Origin of the sequence: Paenibacillus whitsoniae, from assembly GCF_003955665.1 — a bacterium.
GTDB classification, from domain to species: domain Bacteria; phylum Bacillota; class Bacilli; order Paenibacillales; family NBRC-103111; genus Paenibacillus_E; species Paenibacillus_E whitsoniae.
Genome location: NZ_RXHU01000041.1, coordinates 43,671 through 56,231 on the forward strand (window position 1 = coordinate 43,671; position 12,561 = coordinate 56,231).

A 12,561-nucleotide genomic window follows, 5' to 3' on the forward strand; every position below is an offset into this window, starting at 1 on the left:
ACCGGATTCACGGTAGAATTAAAAAAAGAGACCGTAACAGGTCACCCGATAAGCCGCTCACTCAGCAACAGAAAGGAGCTCTACCAGCATGTCCTTCTTACAATCATCTCCCTATCGCATCCCTTTGTTTTGCGCGGTCACGATGCTCTTCTGGATGTCGATGTATACGAGCGTTCCGATCATGGCCCCCTACACCGAATATCTCGGCGGCAGCCACCAGATGGCAGGCTGGGTTGTCGGCATGTACGGAATTTCCCAAATGCTGCTGCGCATACCGGTCGGTATTATGTCGGATCGGTTTCATAAAAGAAGGCTCTTCATCACCTTTGGGCTCCTCTTTACCGCGATTACGGGGCTGGGCCTATGGTTCACGAAGGATTTTACGTGGATCCTGATTCTCCGTGCGCTGGCTGGCGCCGCAGCGGCCACATGGGTTGACTTCACGGTGCTGTTCACCAGCTACTACAAGCACGAGGAGTCCACGAAGGCGATCGGCACGATCTCTTTCTTCAACTCCCTAGGCCAAGTCTTCGGGATTCTGGCGGCGGGTTGGGCAGCCGATGGGCTCGGCTGGGAAGCTGTATTCATTCTCGGCGCGATAATGGGGGTGCTCGGGATGGTCGGTTCCTTTTTCCTCATTGAAAAAGTGGAAGCCGACGCCCCGCGCATCACACTGCGCGGCATCGGCGAGGTCGCTACGGACCGCACCCTGCTGTTCGTCTCCTTGTTGGCGATCCTGTCGCAGGTGCTGCTCTTCGCAACCGTATTCGGCTTCACGCCGGTGTACGCGACAGAGCTCGGCGCAGACAAGTTCGCCCTCTCGCTGCTTTCGTTGTTCGCGAACGTGCCAGTGGCGATCGCTTCCTTATTCAGCGGCCGCCGCTGGTCGACCAAATACGGCGAGAAGCGCTTGGTCGTCGCAGGCTTCCTGCTCATGGGCGTCTTCACCTTCACGGTGCCGTTCATACATCAGCTTTGGCTGCTGATGATTACGCAAGCGCTCGCCGGCTTCGGCCGCGGCCTGTCCTTCACGCTGCTCATGGGCATGAGCATCAAGCATATGCCGACGGATAAGCGCGCAACCGCCATGGGCTTTTTCCAGGCCATCTACGGCCTGGGCATGTTCGCGGGGCCCGTGCTCATGGGCATCATCGGGGATTGGTTCTCGCTGAACGAAGGCTTCCTCGTCTTGGGCGTCCTCGGGGTGGTCAGCGGCGGTCTGACCCAATGGTTCGTGCGCAGCAGCCGAACCCGATCGCAATCGACGAGCGGCGGCACGACGATCGCCAAATAAGCCTTCCCCCGCAGGGAAGGCACTGCAAGCTGCAAACCGGAGCGGATCCAGACGGATCTGCTTTTTTTATTTTGAGGTGCAGGGGCCGGGCAGTCCCGCTTCGTCTATTCATATGGAGAGGAGGAGAAGCGTATTGAGGAGCACCAACTAATAGAACGCATCCGGCATGGCGACGAATTGGCCTTCCGCGAGCTGGTGGCGGCTTACGGCACGTATATTTACCAGACGATTTATGCGGTCGTTCGTCATAAGAAGGATGCGGAAGATCTCTCGCAGGACGTGTGGACTCGTATTTACTTCTCACTCCCGCAATATGAAAACCGAGGACTCAAAACCTGGATCACCCGCATCGCGGTGAACCGAGCCATTGATTTTAAGCGTTCGGCAAGCCGGCGGCAGGAAGACATCGTGGAGGAACCGCAAACACATCTCCCGCTGGGCGCTTCCCTGGCCGAAGTAGACATCGAACATGAAGTGATGCTAAAAGAGACCGCCGAGCTTGTCCGTCGCAAGCTCCATCAAATTCCGGACAATTATCAGGATGTACTCATTGCCTTTTATATTCATCATCAATCGTATCAAGATATTGCAGAGATGCAGGGCATCGCAGTCAAGACGGTAGAATCCAAGCTGTACAGAGCCAAACAATGGCTGAGGCAGCACTGGAAGGAGGAAGATTTTCAATGACAGCCCCATGGCATGAACATGATCATTTTGAGGAGACGGCCTGGCGACAGTATGTCACCGATACCCTTCCCGCTAGCCAGCGAGCCGCCATGGAGCAGCATCTGTATCGCTGTGAAGCATGCTTGCTGCTGTATATGGCCTGTATCGAGCAGACTGAGGAGCTGCCGGTGCTTGAGCCCGCTGACCCGCAAGCATACCTATCCGATATTCTCGCCCGCACGACGGGAACGAAACGGAGCTGGTACCGGTCCACCCTGCTCCACTACGGCATCGCTGCCGCCGCGACGCTCGTACTGGTAGCGTCCGGCTTCTTCCATGGGCTGGCGCAGGAGCTTGGCTCCATCGGGGCGGCCCATCCCGCTTCTCAGCCGCGGCCTGCCGGCCAGTATAGCGGACCACCTCTCTCCAGCCAACTTGTCGACCGAACGTTCCAATGGCTGGATACCTTGCATAACACCGACAACCGCCAAGGAGGTTCACAACCGTAATGCCTATTTCGACCAAAAGCAATCTCGTTGCCTTTTTGCTGTCTTTTATCCCTGGTGCCGGCCAACTGTATGTGAATCGGTTCGGGCGCGCCGCAATCTATTGCCTTTTCTTTTATGGCCCGTTATTTCTGCTTTTTGCCGGGCTGGTTCTTACGCATGGGCGCCCAGAGGAGGTTTTTCTTCTTCTTCTCGCTATTTCAGGGCTGACATGGCTTATCAGCTTCATAGAGATGATCGCTTATCTCCTGCGTCAGCCAACAAACGCCAGTTACCCTTACCCCCCTCCTCCGGAAGCAACCGGCTTCGCACCTTACGGCCCAGTCCCCGACATGCCGGCTTGGGAGCAGCAGAACCCCTATGCGCCAGCCTTTGCTGAGCAGCAGGATCGCACCAACATTTTGCTGCTGTCCTTGATCCCGGGCGCGGGGCATTATCGGCTAGGCCTGATGCACCGCGGGCTGACCGCGATGGTCTCTTTTTTCGGCGTCGCGATCCTGGTCTTCTTCCTCATGGCGTTGACACATAACGACAGCTTTCTCGTCTTTCTTTTAGCTATGCCGGTGCTTTGGTTCTACACCTTATTTGACGCGCTCAAACAACTTGATCGGAAAAGGGCCGGGTTAGAACTCATCGACCGCAGTCTCTTTGAGGATTTTTACCGGGACGATGCTAACCATAAAAATCGCACACTCGCCACCATTATCGCGATTTTCCCCGGCGCGGCGCACCTTTACCTCTCCATGACCAAGCGCGGTATTCAGCTCATGGCCTTGTTTCTGTTCACGATCTACATTCTGGATGTGCTGCGCCTGTCGTTATTTCTGTTTCTGATTCCGATTCTGTGGTTCTTCAGTTTCTTTGATGCCTTGCAAAGCATTGGAAAATACGAAAACGGCACACTCGTCGACAAGCCGCTCGTCAACAACTGGACGAATTATCAGCGGCCGATCGGATTTGTGCTGGTGCTGCTCGGCGTTTACTATATATTTCGCGATTTTGTCATGCAATTCTTAGTCCGGTTCGTCCCTTCTACGCAGACTTATATGTATTTCATCACGAATTTCAGCCAGACGCTAATCGTGGCAATTCTGTTGATTGGTGGCGGCATCTGGTTGTTCATGGCTCGGAATAAGACTGCTCTTTCCAACCATGACAAAATAGAATAGACATGAAAAAAAGAACCCTTTCGGGTTCTTTTTTCGTCGGCGTTGATGAATTTCTTAAACCATGTTACACGTAAACCTTTGGTAAATCTGCGTATAAAACACGGTAAGTGTCTTTAGCACATCGCCCTCCAGCCTGATTATAACAGGTAGAAAAGTCCTCTAAGCAACGGTTGTTCTATTTTCGCTTGATGCTCCAACGGAACCACACCTCTCTGCTCACCGACAAGAATTAGTATGTCCGCCTGCGCGGGTTTTAAACATGGTTTTCAAAAAAATAATTAAGAAATTTTTTGTGCTGCCTTAGCCGCCGTGACCGTGGCCTTCTGCGGGGGTATGGCCGCTGTGGTTGCGGTTTTTCACCTTTTTGGAGCCGGATAACGGCTCTTGATTGCCGTGGTTGCTTCTGCTTTTGCCCGAATTGCGGTTGTTCGATTGGCCGTCAACGGCATACGTATCTGGTTTCGACATGAATGGATTCCTCCCCCTCAGCCTTGATGATTCAGTGCATCTTGGTGTCTGTGATCATTCGTCTGCTGCTGAACTTGCTGCGCATTGTGGGCGTTCACCGCACCCGCTTCCAAATCCTTAGCAACGTTTTGCAGGTTTTTATCAGGCCCTTTTTGCTTCGTCATCCGTGATTCCTCCTCCGTTTAGGCGTTGGTGATCGACTTGAGCGTTTGCGCGCATTCATGAATGTGACGAACATAATCGTCCACGAGATTTTGCACGATTTCCGTACGTTCATCGATATGCGTAATTCCTTGCTGCACGTCGACCAGCTCCACATTCACCTCTCTGGCATCCTGATACGTCACCTTAAAATCAAACGAATACCCGGTATGCCCAGCCGCTTGAATGTGGACCCGTAACGCGTCCGCATCGCCCTCATCCGCCCAGACACGGGCTTCATCCGCAGGATGCAGCACGGTAGGCATCACGCTGCTCCAGCTTTGTACTAATTCAGGTTGGTCAACGCTTGGTTTATCCCAATTGCTCATGAGTAACACCTCCACAAGTTTAAAATGCGGAAGCCACCCGTCTTTTATCCATGTCAAAAAACAACAAAAGCCCCTTCACCCTAAGGCGTGAAGGGGTGTTGAAGCCATGCTTATCTGGGCTGAAAGTGTGCATCAGCACACAGAGCATTTTCGCGGCAGGGGCGAACTCATCAGCGCTCACGCTGCTGGTAATGCCGTTCTCCGCCGCCCATTGAACGGACTGGGCATAGTTAGCTGCCTGCCGCGACATCGCGGAAGGAGGGCGCTTTGGCGCCTTCAGTTGGGTCAACAGTTCCAAATATAAAAACGCACCAAACCGTTTGTCCAACAGTTCAGTGCGTTTGTCTTTGTTACTGCTATTATACGGAGAGGGTGGGATTCGAACCCACGGAGACCTCACGACCTCGGCGGTTTTCAAGACCGCTGCCTTAAACCACTCGACCACCTCTCCACGATAGCCGCCTCCGATTAGGAGACAGCCTAGTGCAGTGACAAAATGCATTGTAGCATAGTTCCGATATCGGAAGCAAGTGCTATTTTTTCGTGATCACTTTCACGTTGTTCATGTACGGAACCAGTACGTCCGGCACGCGAATCGAACCGTCAGCCTGCTGATAGTTCTCGAGGATCGCAGCCACGGTACGGCCCAAAGCAAGACCAGAACCATTGAGCGTGTGAACGAACTCCGGCTTCGCTTTCGCATCGCGTCGGAAGCGGATGTTCGCGCGACGCGCTTGGAAATCCTCGAAGTTCGAGCAGCTGGAAATTTCGCGGTATGCACCGCTATTAGGCAGCCAGACTTCCAAATCGTACGTTTTGGCCGACGAGAAGCCAATATCCCCCGTGCACAGCGAAAGCACACGATACGGCAGCTGCAGCAGCTGAAGTACGCGCTCCGCGTTCGCTGTAAGCTTTTCCAATTCATCGTACGATTCTTCCGGCTTCACAATTTTCACCAGCTCAACTTTGTTGAATTGATGCTGACGAATGAGACCGCGCGTATCGCGGCCAGCCGAGCCCGCTTCCGAGCGGAAGCACGCGCTGAATGCCACGAAATTCACAGGCAGCTGCTCGCTTGTCAAAATATCGTCCCGATGATAATTCGTCACCGGCACTTCCGCCGTCGGAATCAGGAAATATTCCGAGTTTGCCACCTTGAATACATCTTCCTCAAACTTCGGAAGCTGACCTGTTCCCGTCAAGCTGTCGCGGTTCACGATGTAGGGCGGCAGCATTTCTTCATAGCCATGCTCGTCGCTATGCAGGTCCATCATGAAATTAATCAGCGCCCGCTCCAGTCTTGCGCCTAGTCCTTTGTAGAATACGAAGCGCGAGCCGGTTACCTTCCCTGCGGCTTCAAAATCCAGAATACCCAGCTCCTGTGCCACTTCCCAGTGCGGCTTCACTTCAAAATCAAAGGTCGGCACCTCGCCAACACGGCGAATTTCCACGTTCTCTTCTTCGGATAAACCTACCGGCACACTCGCATGCGGCATATTTGGAATCGCTAACAGCACTTGCTGTAGGGATTCGTCCAGCACGCGAATTTCATCGTCCAGCTCTTTAATGCGATCGCCGACGACTTTCATCTCTTGAATCAGCTCGTCCGCATTCTCGCCGGAACGCTTGCGCACCGCAACCTCTTGGGAAACGGTATTGCGCCGATTCTTGAGTTGCTCAGTCTCTTGCAAAAGCTCTCTGCGTTTCACATCCAGTGCCGTGAAGCCGTTCAGCTCCTCGATCTGTTTGCCGCGGTTTTGCATGGCAGCTTGCACAGCTGCTAAATCACTTCGAAGTAACTTTACATCAAACAAGGAGATTCCTCCGTTAGCGCAAAATGGTTTGGATATGGAAGCAAGCACCCGCTTCCGAACGCAATTCGGCAGCTCCAGGTGCTTGTCCCTTCGTTATGCTTGACTTTTTTTTACCATATCTAAAAAGTAGCTGTGCATCCGGAAATCGTCCGTCAACTCCGGATGGAACGACGCCGCAAGGAGATGCCCTTGCTGAGCCGCCACGATTTGGCCGTTAAATGTCGCCAATACGTCAACCCCCGGCCCGACCTTCTCGATCAGCGGTGCCCGGATAAACACAGCGCGAACGTTCTCGTCGATGCCTTTGATCGGCAGATCCGTCTCGAAGCTTTCGCGCTGGCGACCGAATGCGTTGCGAGCCACCGTAATGTCCATCAGCTCCAGGTGAGCTTCCGGTTGTCCGGTGATCTCCTTCGCAATGACAATCAGCCCGGCGCACGTGCCGAAAATCGGCTTGCCCGCCGCGGAGAACGCGCGCAACGTGTCGATAAAGCCGTATGTGCGCATCAACTTTCCGATTGTCGTGCTCTCGCCGCCGGGCAGGATGATGCCATCCAGCTCGGCCAGCTGCTCCGTGCGTTTAACCACGACGCCTTCCGCGCCGGCTTGTTCAATCCCGCGAATATGCTCAGCTACAGCGCCTTGCAGTGCGAGAACCCCGATCTTTGTCATTACCAGCCGCGCTCCTGCATACGCTCGGACGCTTGCAATTGGGAAATTTCGATCCCCTTCATCGGCGTGCCGAGGTCTTTGGAAATTTCCGCGATCAATTTATAATCCGTGTAGTGCGTTGTCGCCTCTACGATCGCTTTCGCGAACTTCTCAGGGTTATCCGACTTGAAGATACCGGAACCAACGAATACGCCATCTGCGCCCAAATGCATCATCAATGCTGCGTCAGCAGGTGTTGCTACGCCGCCAGCTGCAAAGTTAACGACAGGCAGCTTGCCTGTTTTGTGCACGTGCAAGAGCAGCTCGTATGGAGCGCCAAGCGTTTTGGCTTCAAACATCAGCTCGTCCAGAGACAGACCTTGTACTTTGCGGATCTGGCCTTGAATCATGCGCATGTGGCGAACTGCTTCCACAATGTTGCCTGTTCCCGGCTCGCCTTTGGTACGCAGCATGGATGCCCCTTCACCAATACGGCGAAGCGCCTCGCCCAGATCACGCGCGCCGCACACAAAAGGAACTGTGAACTCACGTTTGTTGATGTGGAACACCTCGTCCGCAGGCGTCAAAACTTCGCTCTCATCAATATAGTCAACGCCAAGTGACTCCAGCACTTTAGCTTCAACGAAATGACCAATTCTTGCTTTCGCCATAACCGGAATGGATACGACTTTCATAACAGCTTCCACGATTGTTGGGTCAGCCATACGGGATACGCCGCCAGCCGCACGAATGTCAGCAGGTACGCGCTCCAGCGCCATAACGGCAGATGCCCCTGCAGCTTCTGCGATTTGTGCTTGTTCGGCATTCATGACGTCCATGATGACGCCGCCTTTTTGCATTTCGGCCATACCAGTTTTAACACGGGATGTTCCTGTTTCCATTCTTGATTTCCTCCTATACCTGTATCCCAAAATTCGCACAGTTGCCTACACGATTCGATATAAACTTCTAAACAATAATTTTACATGAAGGAGGGGTAATATACAACCCATTTATGGCTCTAGGAGCCGCCTTTGATACCGCTGAACATATCGCTGACGAAGTTTTTCAAGGAGCGGAACAAGAGGCGAATCCAGCTGCCTTTCTCCACATCGCCGCTCGCGATCAGATCGACCGTTTTTTCCTGGCCATTGTACGTCACCTTCGCCTTGCCGAGCACGTCGCCCTGCTTGATCGGAGCAACCAGCTTCGTCTCATCCAGCGGTGCCGCCGTAATTTGGAAGTCACTGTCTTTCGCACCTTTTTTCGCGATGAACGTCAGCCCTTCTTTGACCACAAGTCCGACTTCCGTTTGTACGCCCTTCTTAATGTTCACCTTTTTCAAGGAATCTATTTCTTGGTTCGCCGAAAGGAATGGCTTCATCTCAAAATTATTAAAACCATAGTCCAACAGCTTCCTCGTCTCATTAAAACGCTCCGGCTCCGTCTTCGTTCCCATGACGACCGTAATTAAGCGCATGCCGTTCCGTTCTGCAGTACCCGTGAAGCAGTAGCCCGCATCATCCGTTGAACCGGTTTTCAAGCCATCCAACCCTGGATAAGAGTACTTCTTGAAGTTCACATTCGAAGCGTTGCCCTCCAGCATCCAGTTCCAGTTGATCATCGGCGTTTTATCCGTCGGTCTCAGCGTCTGCGAAGGGATTTTCGTGAAATCGAGAATTTCCTTATGATCCTTCAAAATGTTATAAGCCAGGATCGCCGCATCGCGCGCCGTCATTTTCGTCTCGCCTTCGATGGAAGCCGGTGGGTTCTTCAAATCGGCTCTGGACAAACCCGTCGCACTAATAAAATGCGCCTTGTCCGACATGCCAAGTTGCTTCGCCTTGTCATTCATCATTTTCGCGAAATTCTCTTCCGTCCCGCCAAGCGTCTCAGCAAAAGCAACCGAAGCATCATTCGCCGAATAAATCGACATCGCGCTGAACATCTGCTTGAACGTCAGCGTCTCGTTCTCAGCAATCAATTGGCCGGAACCGATGACATCGGCTGCATTTTTACTGGCCGTGATTTTGGAATCCCACGTAAATTTGCCTTCCTTAATGCTTTCCAGCGCCAGATACTCCGTCATCATCTTCGCCATACTCGCAGGCGGATAAGCCTCATCGGCGTTAAACTGATACAGCACAGCCCCTGTGCTCGCTTCCATCACGATGCCCGACTTCGCATTGAGCTGCGGCTCATTCGCCGCAGGAGCCGTCGTCGCGCCTGTCGCTGGAGGCGTCGTAGCCGTTGCCCCCGCTTTCGGCGTAGGGGATGGCGTCCCTGCTGCGTAGGTAGGTTGTATATGTAAAAGTAAGGATTGAGCGATCAAACTAATGCCTAATGCCAATGCAACCTTTTTCCTTGTAAAACGAAACCCTCTCACAACTTCACTCTCCTAATCAATGTATGAATTCCTATAAGACACGTTATATTGTAACACACCCCATTAGACAAAAAAAAGAAGACGTGGGTTCAATCCCCACATCTCCAATTTTTGTCGTTTTCTTGACAGCTACAACGAGTAGTTTGGTGCTTCCTTCGTAATCTGGATGTCGTGCGGATGGCTTTCTTTCAAACCTGCGCCCGTAATCCGGATAAACTGGGTATCGTGAATCAGCTCCTGGATGTTGCGAGCACCGCAGTAGCCCATGCCCGAACGCAGTCCGCCCACAAGCTGATAAACCGTATCGGCCAAAGGCCCTTTGTAGGCAACGCGGCCTTCAATGCCCTCGGGAACAAGCTTGCTCTCGTTCTCCTGGAAATAGCGATCCTTGCTGCCTTCTTTCATAGCGCCAAGCGAACCCATCCCGCGGTACACCTTGAACTTCCGTCCTTGGAAAATCTCCGACTCACCCGGACTCTCATCCGTTCCAGCAAAAAGACTGCCGATCATCACCGCGCTAGCGCCCGCCGCGATCGCTTTGACCACGTCGCCGGAGTACTTGATGCCGCCGTCGGCAATAATCGGTACACCGAATTCTGCCGCAGCTTGTGCGCAATCATAGATCGCCGTAATTTGCGGCACACCAATGCCCGCGATAACGCGTGTCGTACAAATCGACCCTGGTCCGATCCCGACCTTCACCATCGAGGCGCCTGCCTTGATCAGATCCCGCGTACCGTCGCCTGTCGCGACGTTGCCGGCGATAATCGGCAGCTCTGGGTACGTTGCGCGAATCTTTTTCACCGTTTCCGAGATGTTGATGTGGTGCCCGTGCGCAGAGTCTACGACGATAACGTCGATACCGGCTTTCACCAATGCCGCGGCTCTTTCCATCACATCTTTGGACACGCCCACCGCCGCGCCGACGAGCAGACGACCTTGCGCATCCTTCGCGGAGTTCGGAAACTGGATCGCTTTTTCAATATCTTTAATCGTGATGAGACCTTTAAGCCCAAAATTCTCATCCACGAGCGGCAGCTTCTCGATTTTGTGCTGCTGCAGAATGCCTTCCGCTTGCTGTAACGTCGTGCCTACTGGGGCTGTTACCAGATTTTCTTTCGTCATCACTTCTTTGATTTTAATCGAGTAGTCATGAACAAAACGTAAATCCCGGTTCGTGAGAATGCCCACCAGACGATTCTCGCTATTAACGATCGGTACTCCGGAGATGCGATATTTCGCCATGAGTGCTTCCGCATCATACACATGATGCTCCGGTGTAAGCGAGAATGGGTTCGTGATGACGCCGCTTTCCGATCTTTTTACACGATCCACATGCTCCGCTTGAAGCTCAATGGACATATTTTTATGAATAATGCCGATTCCACCTTCTCTTGCCATTGCAATGGCGAGCGAGGATTCCGTAACAGTATCCATAGCCGAACTAATGAAAGGAATATTTAATTTCACATTAGGCGCTAAAACCGTGGAAACATCGATCTCTTTTCCGAAAACCTCGGACTTTCTAGGCACTAGCAGCACATCGTCAAACGTTAAGCCTTCCTTGCCAAACTTGTCTTCCCTCACAACACTTCTTCCTCCTTAAAAGCTCTCCATCCGCGGACAGCTTTGATTACAGCACTTGGTTATGATTGCAATCTTAACAAAAGCCTATTTTTCGTGTCAAGGGAAGGAGAGAGACACGCCTGGGCATCCTGCTGAATATGACGATTCCGTTAACGATAGGAGTAATTACTGCTTGGATTCCACAGTAAAAACTGCTCCACGCCCTGCTCCCTCGCTGCTTTAATCTGCTCCTTCACATCGATGACTCCGTACGTTTTGTGCGGCTTTACCCATGTTGCAGTAAAATCCTGATACCACGGCCGTATCTCCGCAACAGGCACATTCGCCTGCTTCAAAAGCTGATTCTTCCCATTTGCATCGTGAATCGCCTGATGCACGATCGCATATGGCTGCAGATCCGGATATTTTACGCCATACATGCCGCTCGAATAATGGGAAGGATACAGCATCGGTGAAATGACATGAACCTGCTTGGCAATCAGGTTCCAGTCCTGACCAATTCCCACATCACGCTCCGACGACGTCGTTAGACCAAACACATCCGCCGACAGCTTCGCCTTACTGCCTAACTCCGCTCTCGCCTGCTGAAGAAAAGCCTCTATATTCTGTGCCTTCGACAGCCCGGCAGGATTGCTGAACTTGACCTCACTATCGACACTCTTCACATTTTCCGGAAAACGCACATAATCAAACTGAATTTCGTCAAAGCCCATTTGTGCGACTTCATTCGCAATCTGCAAATTGTACTCCCATACTTCCTTTTGAAAAGGGTCTACCCAAGCCACGCCCTTTCTATCCTTCCAAACTGCACCCGCGTGGGTTTTCATGGCATACTGGCTTTTCTTTTTACTGAGATACGGATCTTTAAAAACAACCAGGCGTGCAATTGCATAAATTTGCTTTTGCTTTAATCGCTGCAGCTTGGCCTGCAAATCGTGTATAATCACATGGCTGTTCGCGCCAATCTCGTTCACCATTGCAACTTTGGAGGGGTAGGTGATCTGTCCGGAATCGTTCTTCACATCGATCACCATAGCATTGAGATCGGTTCGATCCACCAGGTCAATCAGCTGCTCAAATTTACTGCCTACCGCTGACCAGGCCGACACATAGATCCCTTTAACCGGTTCATGTATGGTTTGTTGAGCTGATAACTTGACGTCATTCGGGGCAGCCTTGCTGCTTGGTGTAATTGCTTGCGTATGTGTGCCGGGCTTCGTCTCCATGTGCTCAGTTGGAGGCATCGCCAAGCGCGGATTAAGGTCATCTTTCATTGTATCCGTTCTTGTTGCGCAGCCACCCGCTAGAAGCGCGCTCAAGAGACAAATCCATTTGCCGTTACGTATATAACTGCTGCTTTTCACCATGCAAATCCCTCCTTCAAGGGATAGTATGGTTAATATCACAACATTGTACAAACAACAAAAAAAGAGTCTTTCTGGAATTTCTTCCAAAAAAACTCTTTTTAATCGCTTGGCAACGTTCTACTC

14 protein-coding genes and 1 tRNA gene are annotated in these 12,561 nt (G+C 52.2%); 4 read left to right on the forward strand and 11 right to left on the reverse strand.

The window, feature by feature from the left end; genetic code table 11:
- The first annotated feature begins 88 nt into the window (after positions 1-88).
- The 4 genes from EJQ19_RS14650 to EJQ19_RS14665 all read left to right on the forward strand — a co-directional run bounded on the left by EJQ19_RS14650 (position 89) and on the right by EJQ19_RS14665 (position 3,635).
- The gene (locus EJQ19_RS14650) at positions 89-1,294 is read left to right on the forward strand and encodes an MFS transporter (protein ID WP_126141978.1); all 1,206 of its coding nucleotides are present in this window, start codon (positions 89-91) and stop codon (positions 1,292-1,294) included.
- A gap of 177 nt (positions 1,295-1,471) precedes the next feature.
- On the forward strand, positions 1,472-1,981 hold the full coding sequence (locus EJQ19_RS14655) for an RNA polymerase sigma factor (RefSeq protein WP_241242910.1): 510 nt from the start codon (positions 1,472-1,474) through the stop codon (positions 1,979-1,981).
- A complete protein-coding gene (locus tag EJQ19_RS14660) occupies positions 1,978-2,469 on the forward strand; it encodes an anti-sigma factor (RefSeq protein WP_126141980.1) in 492 nt (163 codons plus the stop codon). Before EJQ19_RS14655 ends, EJQ19_RS14660 begins: the two co-directional genes overlap by 4 nt.
- Positions 2,469-3,635: a hypothetical protein gene (locus EJQ19_RS14665; protein WP_126141981.1), complete on the forward strand. Its 1,167-nt coding sequence runs from the start codon at positions 2,469-2,471 to the stop codon at positions 3,633-3,635. Before EJQ19_RS14660 ends, EJQ19_RS14665 begins: the two co-directional genes overlap by 1 nt.
- A gap of 300 nt (positions 3,636-3,935) precedes the next feature.
- Here EJQ19_RS14665 and EJQ19_RS14670 read toward each other — a convergent pair whose 3' ends face one another.
- The 11 genes from EJQ19_RS14670 to EJQ19_RS14715 all read right to left on the reverse strand — a co-directional run bounded on the left by EJQ19_RS14670 (position 3,936) and on the right by EJQ19_RS14715 (position 12,438).
- On the reverse strand, positions 3,936-4,103 hold the full coding sequence (locus tag EJQ19_RS14670) for a small acid-soluble spore protein P (RefSeq protein ID WP_126141982.1): 168 nt from the start codon (positions 4,101-4,103) through the stop codon (positions 3,936-3,938).
- Positions 4,104-4,120: 17 nt separating this feature from the next.
- A complete protein-coding gene (locus tag EJQ19_RS31835) occupies positions 4,121-4,267 on the reverse strand; it encodes a hypothetical protein (RefSeq protein ID WP_164716557.1) in 147 nt (48 codons plus the stop codon).
- Between the two features lie 18 nt (positions 4,268-4,285).
- A complete protein-coding gene (locus EJQ19_RS14675) occupies positions 4,286-4,633 on the reverse strand; it encodes a hypothetical protein (RefSeq protein ID WP_126141983.1) in 348 nt (115 codons plus the stop codon).
- 19 nt (positions 4,634-4,652) lie between these two features.
- Entirely contained in the window at positions 4,653-4,931 is a 279-nt protein-coding gene (locus EJQ19_RS14680) for a hypothetical protein (RefSeq protein ID WP_126141984.1), read from the reverse strand.
- Positions 4,932-4,997: 66 nt separating this feature from the next.
- A tRNA-Ser gene (locus EJQ19_RS14685) sits at positions 4,998-5,084 on the reverse strand.
- Positions 5,085-5,166: 82 nt separating this feature from the next.
- Entirely contained in the window at positions 5,167-6,447 is a 1,281-nt protein-coding gene (gene serS / locus EJQ19_RS14690) for a serine--tRNA ligase (RefSeq protein ID WP_126141985.1), read from the reverse strand.
- Between the two features lie 93 nt (positions 6,448-6,540).
- The gene (gene pdxT, locus EJQ19_RS14695; RefSeq protein WP_126141986.1) at positions 6,541-7,119 is read right to left on the reverse strand and encodes a pyridoxal 5'-phosphate synthase glutaminase subunit PdxT; all 579 of its coding nucleotides are present in this window, start codon (positions 7,117-7,119) and stop codon (positions 6,541-6,543) included.
- The gene (pdxS, locus tag EJQ19_RS14700) at positions 7,119-8,000 is read right to left on the reverse strand and encodes a pyridoxal 5'-phosphate synthase lyase subunit PdxS (RefSeq protein WP_126141987.1); all 882 of its coding nucleotides are present in this window, start codon (positions 7,998-8,000) and stop codon (positions 7,119-7,121) included. Before pdxS ends, pdxT begins: the two co-directional genes overlap by 1 nt.
- Positions 8,001-8,119: 119 nt before the next feature.
- Positions 8,120-9,484, reverse strand: coding sequence for a D-alanyl-D-alanine carboxypeptidase family protein (locus tag EJQ19_RS14705; protein ID WP_241242911.1), 1,365 nt, complete (start codon positions 9,482-9,484; stop codon positions 8,120-8,122).
- A 129-nt stretch (positions 9,485-9,613) separates the two neighbouring features.
- On the reverse strand, positions 9,614-11,071 hold the full coding sequence (gene guaB, locus EJQ19_RS14710) for an IMP dehydrogenase (protein ID WP_126141988.1): 1,458 nt from the start codon (positions 11,069-11,071) through the stop codon (positions 9,614-9,616).
- Between the two features lie 149 nt (positions 11,072-11,220).
- Positions 11,221-12,438: a putative glycoside hydrolase gene (locus tag EJQ19_RS14715; RefSeq protein WP_126141989.1), complete on the reverse strand. Its 1,218-nt coding sequence runs from the start codon at positions 12,436-12,438 to the stop codon at positions 11,221-11,223.
- Between the last annotated feature and the right edge of the window lie 123 nt (positions 12,439-12,561).